This is a genomic window from Luteimonas panaciterrae (assembly GCF_020511115.1).
GTDB classification, from domain to species: Bacteria; Pseudomonadota; Gammaproteobacteria; order Xanthomonadales; family Xanthomonadaceae; genus Luteimonas; species Luteimonas panaciterrae.
Genome location: NZ_JAJAVH010000007.1, coordinates 448,152 through 465,696, shown reverse-complemented (window position 1 = coordinate 465,696; position 17,545 = coordinate 448,152). Strand labels below are relative to the sequence as shown.

Genomic DNA, 17,545 nt, shown 5'->3' with positions numbered 1-17,545 from the left:
AAACCACATAATTGCCAAGAAGATTCCAAACCAGATCAAGACTCCGATCCTGGTGAAGCGCCGCAACTTCCCATCGCTCTGCATCAAGAGATTGCGGAAGGGGTCGTTCTTACCTCCACGCCACAGCCAATCAGGCCCAGCATTGTGCGCTGTCGATTTGATGAGGGTGACCCCAATTGAAATTGCGATTATGAAAATTGTCGCAATAATTTTTGCTTCGATGGGCATCGTTCTTCAGTTTATTAGCGGGAAGTAATAACACCATGTGCTTTTAATTTTTGCTCCAAATCCAACGCCTAAGCTCTCTTCGGTCACTCCTGATAGCGACCCATCATTATTGTAACCAATGTCGAAACCGGCTGAGCCATATCCGTATGAAACACCGGCTTCGTAGAACCAACCCTTATACCTGTCCGGATTGCAATTCTCGCCATCCATTCCGAATACGACGCCGCCGCCACCACTGCCGCCAAGTGCGCCACCAATGCACAATTTAAGATAACTGAAAGTTTTCTTTTTGCCGCACTGGTCATTACAAGTAACACTCGTCAAACCAAATCCGACAATGGCATGAAATTCACCTCCATAGTATCCAGAGGCATGGCTACCTGAAGGCGGATCGCCACAATGCGCCCATGCATAAGTCCCAGGCCCGCCACCACACTCGCGTGCCGGTGACATCGCTAAGCCTCGCGGATCAACAGCACTCAATGGTGTGTTGCTGACATATGCGTATGTGCTAATTCCACCATTCAGGCCAATCGGATCGCTTTCAATGTAACGCCCCGTATCTGGGTCATAGTCACGGTGCCAATTTTGGTTCAATCCCGAGGCTACATCGTATAGTTGGCCAGGGAATCGCATATCAAGCTTGAACTGTGTGGCATCCCCATCCGGATTTTCGTTAGGAACTGTGTTGCCGAAAGCTTCGCCTTTGATGTCCCAGGTCCAAACCGCCGTATTGTGAGTCACATCGATCGCCGCTCTAGGTGTGCCAAGGTGATCAGGTTCGAGGTAGTGGAGAGCTTGCACAGCCCCCGATCCTGACAACGAGCCGATGGGAAGGCCGTCTAGCCAGATCGCTTGCTGGGTCGCAGTACTATTTTTATCGTAATCGCCTAGCCAGCGGCCAACTTCGTCATAGATCACGTAAGTGTTGCTGGTCCCGAGAGACTTGCGGACTTGCTCTCCGCGTCCGTTATAGAAATAGTTCATCGCTACCACGCCGTTGGCTTTCACTTGTGTCATACGGTTGGCACCGTTGTAGGTGAACTCCTTGGTCGTACCGCCGATGCTGAGAGTGTTACCGCTGGGATCGTAGGTCCGGGCGACAACACCGGTGCCGGAGAGGCGATGGCTGTCGGATGGATAAGTGTAGGAGGCGATGTCGCTGGTATTGGTCAGCCCAGTGCGGTTGCCAGTGGCATCGTAGTCATAGTGCTCAATGACAGTGCCGGTAGGTCCGTCCTTAGTGTTAGTCAGACGGTTCAGCGCATCGTAGTCATAACGCGACAGGATCGCAGTCTGGTCTGCATTGTTCAGTTGTGTGAGATTGCCGACGGCGTCGAAGCTATAGTGCAGGGACAAGCCGCCTGCAGCATTGTCGCGGATCATTTCCGGTTGGTAGTTCTGATTGAGCGTGCGGATCAGGCTACGACCATTGCCGTAAGTCCAGCCGGTAGCAGGACCAAACGGGGCATAAGTGGTCTGGTTCAACAGCACTTGACGCATTTGCTGCGGTCGCTCGACTCCGATTTCAGAAATCTGCCCTAGCGCATTGCGTACGTAATCAACCAGAGCGCCGTCGGGGTAGGTGATGCTCTGCAATTGCCCCGTCTTCGTGTAGGCATAGCGAAGAGTGAAAGCCTTGCTATTGGTAGTCTGAACTTTGCGCGTCAGACGACCGAAGCGGTCGTAGCAATAGTCAGTACTACCACTGGCGTCGGTCATTCTGCTGAGCTGGCCCGTTGCGAAATTCTCATCATTGGCGCAGACGAAATTAGTAGTGTCGTAGGTGTAGCCTACGTTCAAGCTGATGTCGGGATAAGTGATCCCGATAAGTCGATTCAATACATCATAGTTGTAGGTAGTGATTACGCCACGGGCATCGGTTTGAGTCTTGCGGTTGCCGGCATTGTCGTAGGTATAGTTGGTGATACCCGTATCCGGACTAGCAAGACGGGTCAGATCACTCAGGCCGTTATAGGTGTAGGCAGTCTCTAGACCTTTCGGGTCGGTGACTTTGGTGAGGTTGTCAAGAGCACTGTAGGCAAACTTAGTCTCTGCGTTGATACCGCCCACATCTTGCAGTGTGCGCGTAAGCCGATTCAGCGGATCATGATCATTGTCTGTGAGGCGGCTTAACGCATCGGTAGTGGTGTCAGGGTTGCCGTTGGCATCGTAAGTAAAACCAGTCGCGTGATTGTCGGCATCCTTGGCAATCTGCAGCTGGTTCAGCTGGTTGTAGATGCGCGACAAAGTGCGGCGGAGTGTGCCACCAGCATCCTTGGTATCTTCTTGGATGCGATTACCGGCATTATCGAGCGTGTAGTGGATCGTATTGCCGGCGTTGTCGGTAATGTCTGTCAACCGTCGGGCTGCATCATATGTATATTTGATGGATGTGCTGTCAGGTTGTGTGACCTGCTTGATCAGGCCGGTTGGCCAATATTCGATACGGGTGATCAGATCATCGTCTTCGGAAGCTTCGTCCGTGCCACGCACCTTGCGTGCAGTCAGCCAGCCACGGGGGTGATACTCAAGGTCAGTCACGACGCCGTTGACATCTTTCACCGACAGAGGCCGACCGGCGCTGTCGTAGCGCAGCGTTTCGGTGGCATGGTTGAGGGCATTGGTGACTTTCCACAGATCGCCTTTGCGGTACTGGCATGTAGTGGGGGCAGTGGCGCAGTCCGGGGAGTCGCTGGCGTAGTAGGTGTAGGTGGTGATATCTGCCACATCGATTCGTGGGCCGTCGACAGCGGTTACCAAGCCAGCGATCGGGCATGTGCCGGCACTGATGTCGGCTGCTTCGCAATAGGTCGTCCGAGTTTGGCGAACCCCGTTGGGGGCGTTGGCTTGGGATCCGCAGACGTAGCTGGCTGCGCCAGAAATGGCCGGGTCGACTAGACAAGAAGCAGTTTCCCGGCCGTTCGTATCGTAGGTTCTCAGTTCGACTTGCTGTAGGGTCTGTACGCCGTTTTGCAGGCCATAGAGTTCCCTTCGCGTGAGCCGATTTCCGGCATCTCGCGTGACGGTCGTTTTGCGTTCGGAGATTGTGCCTACGGCTTCCGTGGTGCCGGATTGATAGGCGGGCTGATAAGTAAAGCTTGAGGTCGCCCCGTTCGCATATGTGCGTGTCTTGACGCGGCCATCTGTCTCGTAGGTATTTGTCACAGCATCGGGGCCGCCAGTGATACTCAACGGACGACGATAGATGCCCGGTTGAATTGTATAGGTGCGCGTACTTCCTGAAGGCGTGATTGCGCTGACCTTGTCAGCGGTGTCGTAACTCAGTGTCGTCTGTTCGACATAACCATTTGGACCATGCAACTGGCTTGACTTGACTCGTCCTGTATTGTCGTAGCCGAATGAGGCGTAGCGCTGTCCGTCTTCATAGGCAATGCCTGTCAGATGGTTCCGAAAAACCGGATCAGCCAATCCAGACTCATGATAGAAGTATTCTTTGCGAACTCCGTCGCCATAGTCCACTGCGACGAGGTTGTCGTAGGAATCATACACGTACGTAACAGTAGTTCCATCCGGCAGGACGGCCTTGGTTAGGAGGCCTGGAATTTCGTACTTGAAGTCAAGCGTGCGACCCTTCGAATCAACGATATGATCAATGAACTCTTCCCCAGGAACATCATTGTTATAGACCAGCGTGACGTCGCGGCTCGGGTCGCTAGGATTCTGAATCCTCAGCAATAGGCCAGTGCTCCCGAAGTATCGAATCTCTCCATTGGCGGAGACAATGCGATAGGAGGCGGTTCCGTCAGTGACTTTCTCAAGAATTCGATCGTTGGAGTTGTCGAGGCGGTAGCGATCGTTGCCGAGGGATGTCAAAGATTCATAATAACCGTCGGAAGTATTTATCCAGCTGGAGTCAATGCGGCGCTCGGAATAGGTATGCGTCCAACCAGCAGGGAATCCGGTTTTGTCGACGACTTGCTTTAAGGAATGGTAATAGCGGGCAAATGGCCTTCCTGCGAACTCAAAGTCAATCTCGGTGCGCGACTTGTCGGTTGTAGACGGATGGCAGGGCTGGGAGTTGGCGGGGCAGGAAGCGACTTGCTTCAGCCTGCCGGTGATGCTTGGGAATGGGCCCGAAGCTCTACAGAGATAGGGGACGCTTACATTTGGTGGTGCGTTAGTTCCATCCGTAATTGGTGAGAAATTACTAGCACATCTGAAGCTTATGTTTTTTGATATGGAGTCGCTTTCAGAGATATTGGGCCCGCTTTGTCCAGGACATTGCATGACCCGACGAACTCTCTTGGATCCAAATCTGATCTCCCCGTGATAACTACCGTCGCCATTGGAAACAGATGCGATCGAATTGTATGGATCTTGATATGCACCGATCAGGGAATGTTCCAGCATTTGGCATGTTGGAAAGGCCTGTGTCCAATATTTGATGATTTCGTCGTAGGCGCCGGATTCAGAGGCGCAATGCAGAGGGTGGTAAGGATCGTTGTTCTTCGGACAAGCGGTATTCCAGCCATTTGGGTTGTACCCAGGCTGATACATGACTTCCGGAATCTGGTCTCTAACTTTGTATTTGTAAGTGAGCGTCGCGTATGTGCTTGACCTGGACGAGACGTAGGTTTGGTCCAAATAGAGAAGATCGCCATAAACGGAGTCCGACCGCATAACTGCTTCAGCTTGCGGTAGCGATTCGAAGCATTGCGAGCCATAGCAGAAAACTTTTTCCTCAACGTACTCAGCGGACGCCGAGGGCAAAAAAGAGCCCAGCACGGCCCATGCCAATACGAATAACCACCAAGGCCGATGGCGTGGATGTTTCTGTTTGTTGCGAGAGGGCGTAGTCTCGTTGTAAGAAAGGCTTAAAAGCTGCTTTTCTGCATCTTCGGAAGCAGATAACGTAGACATTCCTATCCCCTGGAAATACCGGCTGCTCACTCCGCGCCGGCGGATATCTTCATTGGAAGTCCTTCTAAGAATGGAGTCAATGCAATGTGCGCATCAAGATATAGGCATTGCTTTGACAAACATGAATGGATCAGTGGGCCAGCCGACGGTATCTGGCGTCAAGTGCAGCGATACGAACATCCAGTGCCGATAAATCCCCGTCGTTGATGATGACGTCATCGGCTATCGCCAAGCGTTGTTCGCGCGTCGCCTGCGCGGCGATCATCTCAGTGGCGAGGGCGCTGTCGATGCCGTCACGCTGCAGCAGGCGTTCGTGTTGCATGGCAGTGGAAGTGTCAACGACAAGTATCCGCTGCAGCCAGGGATAGGAATCGCGGCCTCCGCCCTCAGTGAGCAGTGGGATCGCAACGATCGCATAAGGGCTGGTGGCGGCGACGCAAACGGCTTGCAGGGTGGCGCGCACGCGCGGGTGGATAATGGCTTCCAGTCGACGACGAGCCGTTACATCGGCAAAGACACGGCGACGCATTGCTGCACGGTCAAGCGCTCCACTGGAGTCCAACACTTCCGTGCCGAAAGCGGCTGTAACTTCGGCCAAGCCTTTGCTGCCAGGCGCCACCGCCTCACGAGCTGCGATGTCGGCGTCAGCAACAACGATGCCCAGCGCCTCGAAACGCCGCGACACTTCGCTTTTCCCGGAGGCGATGCCGCCGGTCAGTCCCACCACGAAATCGGCCATGGGCGCATTCTCGCCCGAAATGCCATGAAGAGCGCGACTATGGTTTCACGTAGCTCATGTACGCGGCGATGATCGGTTCGCCCCACATGAACACGATCCAGCCGGCGATGGCGAGGTAGGGACCGAACGGGATCGGTGTGGCGCGATCGCGGCCTTTGGCGGCCAGCCAGATGGAGCCGATGATGGCGCCGACCAGGGAGGAGATCAGGATGGTCGGCAGGATGCCCTTCAGGCCGACCCAGGCGCCAATGGCGGCGAGCAGTTTGAAGTCGCCATGGCCCATGCCTTCCTTGCCGGTGATCTGTTTGAACAGCCACCAGACGGTCCACAGGCTGAGATAGCCGATGATCGCGCCGACCAGCGCCGGCTTCGCGGGTATGTAGAGGTTGTCGATGTTGCCGATCAGGCCCAGCCACATCAGCGGCAGGGTGAGCTGGTCGGGCAAGAGCTGGGTGCGCAGGTCGATGCCGGTCAGGGCGATCAGGAAGCAGGTCAGCACGATCGCGCCGAAGCCCTGCCAGCCGAAACCCCACTGCCAGACGCAGGCCAGCACCAGCAGCATCGTCAGCAGTTCCACCAGCGGGTACTGCAGCGAGATGGGGGTCTTGCAGTTGCGGCAACGGCCGCGCAGCACCAGATAGCTGACGACGGGGATGTTCTCGTACCACGACAGCTGATGACCGCAATGCGGGCAATGCGAACGCTCCACGACGATGCCGGGTGGCGGCGGGTCGTAGAGTTCGGGTTCGCCGAGGATCTCGCGGCTATCGTTCTTCCACTGCCATTCCAGCCGCTTGGGCAGGCGCAGGATCACGACGTTGAGGAAGCTGCCCAGCGCCAGTCCCAGACAGGCCGCGGCGGGATAGCCGAGAGCGGGGTTTTGGTCGAGGAATGCCATTCTGGGAGTTCGGGTGCTTCCGCTGGCAGCGATCGCGGGTGCGGGAAAGGAATCCGGCGACTTTAAGTGCCTGGGCAGTAAAAGTCACTGGATGACCAGCCGTTGGGCCGTTGAAAACCCGCCGCGTCGAGGCGTGAGTGAGAGGGGATTCAGTTGCCAACCGCAGCCGCGCGCTTGCGGCTGCGGCAGATGGCAAGAAAGATGGAGTCGGGCGCGTCTTTTATCCGACAACCGACGCGAGCTTGAAGATGGGCAGATACATGCCGATCACCAACCCACCGACGATCACGCCGATGAAGACCATGATCAGTGGTTCGATCAGGCTGGCCAGCGCATCCACCGCATTGTTGACTTCCTGTTCGTAGAACTCGGCCACCTTGAACAGCATGGTGTCGAGGGCGCCGGCCTCTTCGCCGATGGCAGCCATCTGCACGACCATATGCGGGAAGAGGTTGGTCTGTTTCATCGCCATGTTGACTTGATAACCGACGGCGACGTCATCGCGCATCCGTAGCACGGCTTGTTCGTAAACGGTGTTGCCGGTGGCGCCGGCCACAGATTCCAGTGCCTCGACCAGCGGAACGCCAGCTTTGAATGTCACTGCCAGCGTGCGTGCGAAGCGGGCGATGGCACTGTTGTGCATGATCGCGCCAATCACAGGCACCTTGAGGATTGCGCGGTCAACGGCGTGCTGGAATGCAGGCGATCGTTTGAAAAAGTAGATACCTGTAACGATACCGCCAGCGATGATGAGGAGGAGCAGCCACCACCAGCTCACCATGAATCGCGAGATTCCGACGATCATCTGGGTGAAGGCTGGCAATTCCGCACCGAAGCTCTGGAACACTTCCTCGAAGGTTGGCACGACGTAGATCAGCAGGATCGCGGTTACAAGCAGCGCCACTGCGATCACCATCGCGGGATAGAACAGGGCCTTCTTGATTTTGCCCTTCAGTGTTTCGATGTTTTCCTTGTAGGTGGCGATGGTGTCGAGCACCGTTTCCAGCACGCCCGAAGATTCGCCCGCGCGCACGAGGTTGCGATATAGCTCGTCGAACTGCACCGGATGCTTGGCCATCGCTTCGCTGATCGAGGATCCGTTCTCGATGTCCGTGCGAAGAGTGTTCACCATCGTCTGCATCTTCGGGTTCTTATTGCCGTTGGCAATAATCTCCAAAGCCTGCACGATCGGTACGCCCGATTTCATCATCGTGGCGATCTGGCGACTGAAGATCGCGATGTCTCTCGACTTGATCTTTTTGCCCGTGCCACCGAAGAGCGGCTTGCTCTTGGGTTTGACCACCGTCGGCGTGATGCCCTGTCGGCGCAGTTCGGCGCGCAGCAGGTTGGCGCTCTTCGACGCCTGTTCGCCCTTCATCTTGACGCCGCGCTTGTCGGTGCCTTGCCAGACGAACGTGTTGAGGTTGACGCCCTGACGTGCAGGCGCGGCGGTCTTGGCGACGCTACGAGTTACAGCCATGCTTGGATTCCCCTGGTCCGGCGTCCGTGCGCTGGATTTCGATATTCCTCAATAGTAGCGGGTTACGGTTGCGATTGATGGATGCGAATGTGACGGCTGGCATGGATTGATACGAAGCGTCGTCCCCATGTGACGCATTCGGTCAGTCCTTGGTGACGCGGTTGATCTCCGCGAGGCTGGTGACGCCTGCCTTGATCTTGTCCAGCGCGGATCGGCGCAGGTCGCGCACGCCCGCGGCAGCGGCGGCCTCGGCGATCTGCAGCACGCTGCCCCCTTGCAGCACGATCGTCTGGATCTGTTCGCTCATCGGCATCACCTGATAGATGCCGACGCGACCCTTGTAGCCTTCGGTGCATTCATTGCAGCCCGCGGCTTCGAAGAGTTCGATGCCCTCTTGGATTTCTTCATCGGTGAAGCCTTCGGCCAGTAGGGCATGGCCTGGCAACTCGATTGGGCGCTTGCAGTTGTTGCACAGACGGCGCGCTAGGCGTTGGGCAATCACCAGCGTGACAGAGCTTGTGATGTTGTAGGGGGCCACACCCATGTTCATCAGGCGCGCAATGGTTTGCGGTGCGTCGTTGGTGTGCAGGGTCGACAGCACCATGTGACCGGTTTGCGCGGCCTTGACAGCGATCTCGGCGGTTTCCAGATCACGGATCTCGCCGACCATGATCACGTCGGGGTCCTGACGCAGAAAGCTACGCAGGGCGGCGGCGAACGTCATGCCGCGCTTGATGTTCATCTGCACCTGGTTGATGCCAGGGACGCGGATTTCGACCGGGTCCTCGACCGTGGAGATATTGCGTTGATCGTCATTGAGAAGGTTCAGTGCGGTGTACAGCGACACTGTCTTGCCCGAACCGGTCGGGCCCGTGACCAGCACCATGCCATAGGGCTTGGTTACCGCTTCGACGAACAACTGTTTCTGCTCCGGCTCATAGCCGAGTTTGTCGATGCCGAGCTTGGCCGCGCCACCGTCGAGAATACGCAGCACCACTTTCTCACCGAACAACGTGGGGAGTGTGCTGACACGGAAGTCGATCTGTCGCGTCTTGCTGATTCGCAGCTTGATACGACCATCTTGCGGGACGCGCTTCTCGGCGATGTCCAGTTGCGCCATGACCTTCAGGCGCGCGGTGATGCGCGGATTGAGCTTGACCGGAATCTTCACCACCTGCTTGAGCAGGCCGTCGATACGAAGACGGACGCGATAGTCGTTCTCGTAAGGCTCGAAGTGGATGTCGGAAGCACCGCGGCGGATCGCATCCACCAGCACTTTGTTGACGAACTTCACGACAGGTGCGTCGTCGCCCTTGACGTCGATGTTGGCATCGGTATCGAGATCATCGCCGGTGCCGATGTCGAGCGGATCGAGCCCACTGTTGTCGTTGAGCGCATCCCCGAGCATGTCGCCGCTTTCCATCCAGCGCTCGGTGGTGCGACGAAGGATTTCCTCATCGACCAGGATGGGTTCCACCGTGAGATTGGTGTGGAACTTGATCTCGTCCAGTGCGTGGTGATCGCTGGGGTCGGATGTGCCGACGAAGAGCTTGTTGCCGCGCTTGAACAACGGCAGCACGCCATGCTTTTGCAGAAGATCTTCCCGGACCAGCTTGAGGGCATGCTGGCTTTCGTCCATCGCGGCGGGATCGAAGACCGGCATCCCGAACTCGATGGAGTTCGCCGCCGCCATCTGTGCTGCCGTGACGAGTTTGTTTTCACGAAGATAGGCCGCAATCTGCTTGCGTTCGCGAGTTGCCGTGTCGAGCGCATTGCGCGCTGTGGCTTCGTCCAGGACACCGTCCAGCACGAGCCTTCTGGCGATGCCGGTGATGCCGACGAGATTGGCTGTCGGGACTGCGTTCATATCGTTTGACCCGTTCCCCTATGCGGTGACTTTACCGCAATCTGAGGAAGGGAGCATTCACATGGCATGTGGAGAAATTCTAGGAACGTGAGACGAAAAAAGCCCCGCCGTGTGGCGGGGCTTTTTGTGCTACAGCATCCGTGCCGAAAGCCCTTTCAGGCTTGTCCAGGATGGAGAATTACGGCTTCGGACAGCCAGAAGCGATGGCGTAGTCCGGGGTGCTGGCGGAGGAGTTGCAAGTCCAGCCGCCCGTTGCGTCACGGGTCCAGGTCACATCGGCGCCGAGCGAAGTCAGCGTGGCCGAAGCGGCATTGCCGAAGGTGCCGACCAGGGTGCCGGTGCCGTCAGCATTCATCGTGGCAACCGGGGCGCCAGTGGTCGCAAGTGCGGGAGCAGCGCCTGCAACCGTGTTGCCGCCAGCGGCCTGGATGCTGGAGCCGGTAGCTGCGAAGTCACAGGTGTTGGCCGTGCCATCGCCGACGGTGAGCTTGCCATTGTTGACGCAATCTTCCCAAGCGGTCTTGAGCGTGCCGACTTCGCCGACCAGACGCGTGACCTGCGAACGCACGACATAGCGCTGGTACTGCGGAATCGCAATCGCGGCCAGGATGGCGATGATCGCAACGACGATCATCAGTTCGATCAGGGTAAAGCCCTGTTGCTTCTTCATGCGTGTATTCCCCTCAGAAGGTGGTGGTTGGATGCTTCACATGCCGCATGCGCAGCATTCCCGTCCGTTGAGTCAGCGGGCGCATAGCACGTGCGCTGGGGAGTAAGCATGAGCCGTGCCAACTCGGCAACGTCTTGCATCTTGGTTCCGATCTGTCGGGGCAGTCACGGAAAGAACCCCGACAGGCTTTGTCACTATTGACGCGCTGCGTCAGTTTTTGGAGTCGGATGTGACGCGTTTTGCCAGATTGAATCGTGCAAAAAAACGCGAAGCGTGATTGACATCGAGAATTCGGATGCGCGAATCGAACGGCCTCCGTTCGTTTCTATCGGTGCACGCGACGGGTCGCGTCAGTCGATGCCGAGTTTTTTCAGCTTGTAGCGCAATGCGCGGAAGCTGATGCCGAGGGCGGCGGCGGCCTTGGTCTTGTTGTAGCGGTTTTCCTGCAGGGCCTGCTGGATGGCCGCGCGCTCGATTTCTTCGATGTAGGAGGGCAGGGCGCTGCTGGCGGTGTCGCGCGGGCTCAGAGTGCGAGGATCCGGAGCGGCGACGGCCGGTGACGTTGCAGCCGCGGGACTTCTCGGAGAGACGACGGCCACGGTCGGCAGGCGCAGGTCGGTCGCATTGATGGTGTCGTTGTCGGCCAGGGCGAGGGCGCGTTCGAGGATGTTTTCCAGTTCGCGCACGTTGCCGGGGAAGCCATAGGCTTCCAGTGCAGACAGCGCGCTGTCGGAAAGTTTCGGCGCCGACCGCTGCATCGCCTGGGCGAGGCGTTGCAGGATGGCCTGCGACAGCAGCGAAAGATCGCCGCCGCGCTCGCGCAGCGGCGGCACGTGCAGTTCGATGACGTTGATGCGGTAGTAGAGGTCGTGGCGGAAGCGACCGTCGGCGACAAGGGCGACGAGGTCCTTGTGGGTGGCCGAGAGCAGGCGCACGTCCACAGGCACTTCGCTGGAGGAACCGACCGGCCGCACCGTCTTCTCCTGGATCGCGCGCAGCAGCTTGACCTGCATCGGCAGCGGTAGTTCGGCCACTTCGTCCAGGAACAGGGTGCCGCCGTCGGCGGCCTGGAACAGGCCGGGCTTGTCGGCATGCGCGCCGGTGAAGCTGCCCTTCTTGTGGCCGAAGAATTCGCTTTCCATCAGCTCGGCGGGGATCGCGCCGCAGTTGACCGGCACGAACGGTCCGCCGGCGCGCGCGCCCTGGGCGTGGATGGTGCGGGCGACCAGTTCCTTGCCGGTGCCCGATTCGCCGGTGATGTGTACGGGCGCCTGGCTGCGCGCCACCTTGGCGATGGTTTCGCGCAGGCCGACCATCGCTTCGGAGTTGCCGAGCAGCCGGCTGCTTTCCTCCGGCTGCGCGCGGCGGCGCTGATTGAGATCGAGCGCCTGCCGCACCAGGCCGCGCAATACATTGATGTCGACAGGCTTGCTGACGAAATCGAAGGCGCCGGCCTTGAGCGCTTCCACCGCGGCTTCGACATTGCCGTAGGCGGTGATCATCGCCACCGGCGTGTTGGGGAAGCGGGTGCTGATCTCGCTGACCAGTTCCAGGCCCGAGCCGTCGGGCAGGCGCATGTCGGTGAGGCAGAGATCGTAGCTGACGGTCGACAGCATCTCGCGTGCGACGCCGAGCGTGGGCGCGGTGTCGGTGCGCAGCCCCATGCGGCCAAGGGTCAGGACCAGCAGCTCGCGGATATCGTGTTCGTCGTCGACGATCAGGACGCTGCGGGTCTCACTCATTCGCACACCTTATATATGCAAGGCCGGGTGACCAATTGTGGCGATTTTATGCTTTTGCAAGCCGATCAGTGCACGGCGCACGATTTGGACGCGTTTTCGTGACCGGCGCTACAACGGTAACACCGAGTCCGGACCCGGCAAGGTGATGCGGAAGCAGGCGCCGCCGGCGGGGACGGCCACGTAGTCGAGGCTGGCGCCGTTGGCGTGGCAAAGCTCGCGAGCGATGTACAGGCCGAGGCCGGTGCCGTGCTCGGAGGTGGTGAAGAATGGTCGGAACAACTGCGCCACGACGGCATCGGGAATGCCGGGGCCACGGTCGAGCACTTCCAGCACCGGCATGTTGCCGCGCGCCTCCACGCGCAGGATCACACGCGCGGGCGCGCCGGGCATGCGGCCATAGCGCAGCGCGTTCTGCACGAGCACGGTGAGAATCTGTTGCAGGTGGCGCGGATCGACCAGGGCCGGTTGCGAGCCGGCGGCGCTGCTCATCGACAGGCTGTCGACGTCCGGTGGCATGCTCTGGCGGAATTCGTCGAGGAAGCGGCGCACGAAGTCGACCAGATCCAGATGCTCGGCATGCGCGCGCTCGCGTCGCGCCAGCCCGAGCACGCTCTCGACGATGGCATTGGTGCGCATGCATTGCTGATGCACGATGTCGAGCAGGCGCCGGTCGGGCGTGGAGATGTCGTTCGATTCCTGCAGCAGCTGCGTGGCGTAGCTGATGGCGGCGAGCGGATTGCGGATCTCGTGGGCGAGGCTGGCGGAGAAGCGGCCCATCGCCGCCAGCGTCAGTGACTCGGCGCGGCGCGAGACCATCGAGGCATCGTCGAGGAATACCAGCGTGGTCTCGCCCTTGGCCAGCAGGCGCGCGAACCGCGGCAGCACTTCGATGCGCTCGTCACCGATCTGCAGCGGTGTGTCGTCGGTTTCGCCGCGGGCCTGCCAGGCTTGCAGACGATCCGCCAGCTCCGGCGCCATCATGCGCAGGTTGCGCGGCTTCTGCGCCGCTGGCCCTTGCATGGCAAGCACCTCGCGCGATTCGCCGAGCAACAGCAGCGCGGCCTCGTTGGCGAGTCGCACGAAACCGCCGCCGTCCACCACCAGCACGCCGGTGCGCATGCGGCGGATGATCAGGCCGTTGACCTCGGTGAGATTGGCCGCCTCGGCGCTGCGCTGTTCGGCCAGTTCCTGGCTTTCGCGAATCTGTCGGCCGAGCAGGTTGCTGAAGGTGGCGATGGCGAAGAAGCTCACCGAGAACATCAGCACTTCCGCCAGCGGGCGGTCGTAGGCGTCGGCGCTCAGGCTGTTCCAGACATATTCGCCGATCAGCGCCAGCACGGCGGCGGCGGCGACGGCCAGGCCGAGTTCGATCCGCACCAGCAGCGCTGCGGCGCCGACGTTGAACATCAGCATCATCGCCACGCCCGGGCCGGCGCCGGGCAGGGCATGGGTGATCAGGGCGGCGACGGTGATGTCGAGCACGGCGCCGATCAGGGCTTGCGACCGAGGCGACGCCGCCGAATGGCGCGCGTACAGCACCAGCACCAGGGCCATCGGCGCATAGGCGAAGGCCACGGACTCCGCGAGCAGGGCATCGCGCGGTTCGCCGATGAAGGCACCGGCCGGGCTGAACACCATCAGCGCCAGCAGCGAGGCTTCGAGCAGGCGGTACAGCGCGAATAGATACAGCTCGCGGCCGAGCGCACTGGGTTCGGGACGGCGCTTAGGCGATGCCATATTGGCAGTGCCTGCCGTCCCGAACGCCCGGCCATGGAGGGCCGGGCCGGGGGTTCCGGAGTCGGGAGAGTTGCGCCATGGAGGGCATCCTAATCTGGGCAGACTCCGCCGGCCATCGTATGCGGCCGGAGCGGTACGCCTTTTTGCCGGAGCATGCAATTTTGCCGACAGCTCCCCCATCGGCGAGAATACCCGCCCCGTCCGCACCCCCTGGCTGCCCAGGCAGCATCGCGCTGCGGGCGATTCGTTCCCCACGACCGGACCCCACATGAATTTCCACGAATACCAGGCGAAGCAGTTGTTTGCCGACTACGGCATTGCAGTCCCGGCAGGGCGCGTCGCGCGCACGCCGGAAGAGGCGGTGGACGCCGCCAAGGCCATCGGCGGCGACTTCTGGGTAGTGAAAGCGCAGATCCACGCAGGCGGCCGCGGCAAGGCCGGCGGCGTCAAGCTCGCCAAGACCCTGGATGAAGTGCGCGAATACGCCAAGGGCATGCTCGGCACCAAGATGGCCACCTACCAGTCGGCCGGCGTCGCATTGCCGGTGGACACGGTGCTCGTCACCCAGGCCACCGACATTGCCAAGGAGCTCTACCTCTCCGTGCTGGTCGACCGCAGCACGCAGTCGGTCACCTTCATCGCCTCCGCCGAAGGCGGCGTCGAGATCGAGAAGACCGCCGAGGAGAATCCGGATGCGATCCAGACCCTGCACGTCAATTTCGTCCAGGGTTTGCAGCCCTACCAGACTCGCGACCTCGGCTTCGCGCTCGGCCTGACCGCCAAGCAGGTCAACCAGCTGACCAAGATCATGCTGGGCCTGTACAAGCTGTTCAACGAGAAGGACCTGGCGCTGGTCGAACTCAACCCGCTGGCGATCCTCACCAACGGCGATCTCGCCGTGCTCGACGGCAAGATCAACTCCGACGACAACGCTTCGTTCCGCCATCCCGAACTCGTCGCGATGCGCGACATCCGTCAGGAAGACGAGACCGAGGTACGCGCCAGCCAGTACGACCTCAACTACGTCACCATGGACGGCAACATCGGCTGCATGGTCAACGGCGCCGGCCTCGCGATGGCGACGATGGACGTGATCAAGTTGAACGGCGGCGAGCCGGCCAACTTCCTCGACGTCGGCGGCGGCGCCACCAAGGAGCGCGTCACCGAGGCGTTCAAGCTGATCCTCTCCTCCGACAGCGTGAAGGCGATCTTCGTCAACATCTTCGGCGGCATCGTCCGCTGCGACATGATCGCCGAGGGCATCATCGCCGCGGTGAAGGAAGTGGACGTCAAGGTGCCGGTGGTGGTGCGTCTGGAAGGCACCAACGTCGAGGAAGGCAAGGCGCTCCTGGCCGGCAGCGGCCTGGCGATCACGCCCGCCGACGACATCAACGATGGCGCCAAGAAAGCGGTCGAGGCCGCGAAGAAGGCTGCCTGATCATCGTGGACTCGGAACAGGCCACCATCCTTCTAGCCCCCTTGAGTCAAGGGGGCGGCATCGACGCGCAGCGGCGATGCGGGGGATTTGGTGGCATGCCTGAGCGGCTTTTCGCATAGCGAAAAACCGCGCCGTTCCGAAGCCGACTACCCCACAGAAATTCAAAGGACTCAATCGAATGTCCGTTCTCGTCAACAAAAACACAAAAGTCATCGTGCAGGGCTTCACCGGCCAGCAGGGCACCTTCCACGCCGAACAGATGCTCGAGTACGGCACCAAGGTCGTCGGCGGCGTGACCCCCGGCAAGGGCGGCACCGAACACCTCGGCCTGCCCGTGTTCAACACCGTCGCCGAAGCCGTCGCCGAAACCGGCGCCGACGCATCGGTCATCTACGTGCCGCCGCCGTTCGCGGCCGACGCCATCCTCGAAGCGGCCGATGCCGGCATCAAGGTCATCGTCTGCATCACCGAGGGCATTCCGGTGCTCGACATGCTGCGCGTGAAGAACACGCTGAAGGGCTACGACGACGTCGTGCTGATCGGCCCCAACTGCCCGGGCGTGATCACGCCGGGCGAATGCAAGATCGGCATCATGCCAGGCCACATCCACAAGCCGGGCAAGGTGGGCATCGTCTCGCGCTCGGGCACGCTGACGTATGAAGCGGTCAAGCAGACCACCGACGCCGGTCTCGGCCAGAGCACCTGCATCGGCATCGGCGGCGACCCGATCAACGGCACCAACTTCATCCAGGCGCTGAAGTTGTTCCAGGATGATCCGCAGACCGAGGGCATCATCATGGTCGGCGAGATCGGTGGTTCCGCCGAAGAGGAAGCGGCTGAGTTCATCAGCGAATACGTCACCAAGCCGGTGGTCGGCTTCATCGCCGGCGCCTCGGCGCCGAAGGGCAAGCGCATGGGCCACGCCGGTGCGATCGCTTCCGGTGGCGCGGGCACGGCCGAAGGCAAGTTCGCCGCTCTGGAAAAGGCCGGCGTGACCACGGTGAAGTCGCCGGGTGATCTGGGCGCCGCGATCGCCAAGCGGCTCGGGCACTGATCCGACCACGACCGGACATGCGGATAGGCTGGACAATCATCGACACAAGGAAAGATTCATGAAAAGCCAGCCGAACCGATTTCTCGTCGCAAGAGTGTTGTTGCTGGCGTGCGCATCCGGCATGTCCATCTTGTCTTCCGGCGCAGCGTCCGCGGCCTCGACGCTGACGCCGGAGCAAGTCGCCGATCTGTACATCCAGACCTTCGTGAATCGGGATCTCGACAGCGCGCGCCGGCTCAACGAGTACCTCAAGCCGGAGTTTTCTGGCGGTGATGCCTACGATCTGGGCGAGTTGCGCAAATTCGCCGAGGAGAAGCCGCAGCAGGACGAGGCGCGGGCGCGGGACGTTGCCGCGGAAGCGCCCGAAGCCGAGCGCCCCGTGCTTGCGTCCGCGTTCCTGAATTATTTCCAGGGAACCGATCACGCCGTTGCCAATGCGAAGTGCAAGGCGACGGCCAGCAAGCTCAGGCCGAATGATGTGCAGCGCGCGATGGGCGATGAGGCGTTCAAGGACGCGGAGATCGCCGAAGTCAGTTTCAGTTGTGAAATTCCGGATTTGGATGCGGGCATCGAGCAGGAAATCCTCGCGGCGGTCGCAGCGCAGGACTCGGCCAGGCTGGTGAAAGGTACGGAAACCTTCAAGGCCGAGGTGATGAAGCCGAAGAAGTTGCAGACGGTGACCGGCACGCACAATCTGTTCCGTACTCGTCCGGACAGTCCCTGGAGCAGCGGCGCGGTGGACGAATGGGTGACGCCGATCCTGGCGGGATTGCCCTCGATGCAGCCGCAGCCGACCGAACAATAAGTG

11 protein-coding genes are annotated in these 17,545 nt (G+C 60.1%); 3 read left to right on the top strand and 8 right to left on the bottom strand.

What is annotated here, in order from left to right:
* Positions 1-234: 234 nt before the first annotated feature.
* The 8 genes from LG367_RS10150 to LG367_RS10115 all read right to left on the bottom strand — a co-directional run bounded on the left by LG367_RS10150 (position 235) and on the right by LG367_RS10115 (position 14,245).
* The gene (locus tag LG367_RS10150; protein WP_226469116.1) at positions 235-5,112 is read right to left on the bottom strand and encodes an RHS repeat-associated core domain-containing protein; all 4,878 of its coding nucleotides are present in this window, start codon (positions 5,110-5,112) and stop codon (positions 235-237) included.
* A gap of 130 nt (positions 5,113-5,242) precedes the next feature.
* A complete protein-coding gene (coaE, locus tag LG367_RS10145) occupies positions 5,243-5,851 on the bottom strand; it encodes a dephospho-CoA kinase (RefSeq protein ID WP_226469115.1) in 609 nt (202 codons plus the stop codon).
* 37 nt (positions 5,852-5,888) lie between these two features.
* A complete protein-coding gene (locus LG367_RS10140) occupies positions 5,889-6,749 on the bottom strand; it encodes a prepilin peptidase (RefSeq protein WP_226469114.1) in 861 nt (286 codons plus the stop codon).
* A gap of 220 nt (positions 6,750-6,969) precedes the next feature.
* Positions 6,970-8,229, bottom strand: coding sequence for a type II secretion system F family protein (locus LG367_RS10135; protein WP_226469113.1), 1,260 nt, complete (start codon positions 8,227-8,229; stop codon positions 6,970-6,972).
* A 142-nt stretch (positions 8,230-8,371) separates the two neighbouring features.
* The gene (pilB, locus tag LG367_RS10130) at positions 8,372-10,096 is read right to left on the bottom strand and encodes a type IV-A pilus assembly ATPase PilB (protein ID WP_226469112.1); all 1,725 of its coding nucleotides are present in this window, start codon (positions 10,094-10,096) and stop codon (positions 8,372-8,374) included.
* A gap of 178 nt (positions 10,097-10,274) precedes the next feature.
* Positions 10,275-10,766 (bottom strand): pilin, encoded by a 492-nt coding sequence (locus LG367_RS10125; RefSeq protein WP_226469111.1) that lies wholly within the window; start codon positions 10,764-10,766, stop codon positions 10,275-10,277.
* A gap of 350 nt (positions 10,767-11,116) precedes the next feature.
* Positions 11,117-12,508 (bottom strand): sigma-54-dependent transcriptional regulator, encoded by a 1,392-nt coding sequence (locus tag LG367_RS10120; RefSeq protein ID WP_226469110.1) that lies wholly within the window; start codon positions 12,506-12,508, stop codon positions 11,117-11,119.
* A gap of 108 nt (positions 12,509-12,616) precedes the next feature.
* Positions 12,617-14,245, bottom strand: a complete 1,629-nt coding sequence (locus LG367_RS10115; RefSeq protein ID WP_226469109.1) for a sensor histidine kinase — start codon at positions 14,243-14,245, stop codon at positions 12,617-12,619.
* A 268-nt stretch (positions 14,246-14,513) separates the two neighbouring features.
* Between LG367_RS10115 and sucC the strand changes: the two genes are divergently transcribed.
* The 3 genes from sucC (at position 14,514) to LG367_RS10100 (ending at position 17,542) form a co-directional block, all read left to right on the top strand.
* The gene (gene sucC / locus LG367_RS10110) at positions 14,514-15,683 is read left to right on the top strand and encodes an ADP-forming succinate--CoA ligase subunit beta (RefSeq protein WP_226469108.1); all 1,170 of its coding nucleotides are present in this window, start codon (positions 14,514-14,516) and stop codon (positions 15,681-15,683) included.
* 178 nt (positions 15,684-15,861) lie between these two features.
* Positions 15,862-16,737: a succinate--CoA ligase subunit alpha gene (gene sucD / locus LG367_RS10105; protein WP_226469107.1), complete on the top strand. Its 876-nt coding sequence runs from the start codon at positions 15,862-15,864 to the stop codon at positions 16,735-16,737.
* Positions 16,738-16,858: 121 nt separating this feature from the next.
* Positions 16,859-17,542, top strand: coding sequence for a hypothetical protein (locus LG367_RS10100; RefSeq protein WP_226469106.1), 684 nt, complete (start codon positions 16,859-16,861; stop codon positions 17,540-17,542).
* Positions 17,543-17,545 lie beyond the last annotated feature (3 nt).

Bases quoted from the DNA above. Each gene is read 5' to 3' on its own strand.
- LG367_RS10100 (WP_226469106.1), top strand. From the start codon at position 16,859: ATGTCCATCTTGTCTTCCGGCGCAGCGTCCGCGGCCTCGACGCTGACG.
- sucD (WP_226469107.1), top strand. From the start codon at position 15,862: ATGTCCGTTCTCGTCAACAAAAACACAAAAGTCATCGTGCAGGGCTTC.
- LG367_RS10135 (WP_226469113.1), bottom strand. From the start codon at position 8,229: ATGGCTGTAACTCGTAGCGTCGCCAAGACCGCCGCGCCTGCACGTCAG.
- LG367_RS10115 (WP_226469109.1), bottom strand. From the start codon at position 14,245: ATGGCATCGCCTAAGCGCCGTCCCGAACCCAGTGCGCTCGGCCGCGAG.
- LG367_RS10140 (WP_226469114.1), bottom strand. From the start codon at position 6,749: ATGGCATTCCTCGACCAAAACCCCGCTCTCGGCTATCCCGCCGCGGCC.
- LG367_RS10120 (WP_226469110.1), bottom strand. From the start codon at position 12,508: ATGAGTGAGACCCGCAGCGTCCTGATCGTCGACGACGAACACGATATC.
- pilB (WP_226469112.1), bottom strand. From the start codon at position 10,096: ATGAACGCAGTCCCGACAGCCAATCTCGTCGGCATCACCGGCATCGCC.
- LG367_RS10150 (WP_226469116.1), bottom strand. From the start codon at position 5,112: ATGTCTACGTTATCTGCTTCCGAAGATGCAGAAAAGCAGCTTTTAAGC.
- coaE (WP_226469115.1), bottom strand. From the start codon at position 5,851: ATGGCCGATTTCGTGGTGGGACTGACCGGCGGCATCGCCTCCGGGAAA.
- LG367_RS10125 (WP_226469111.1), bottom strand. From the start codon at position 10,766: ATGAAGAAGCAACAGGGCTTTACCCTGATCGAACTGATGATCGTCGTT.
- sucC (WP_226469108.1), top strand. From the start codon at position 14,514: ATGAATTTCCACGAATACCAGGCGAAGCAGTTGTTTGCCGACTACGGC.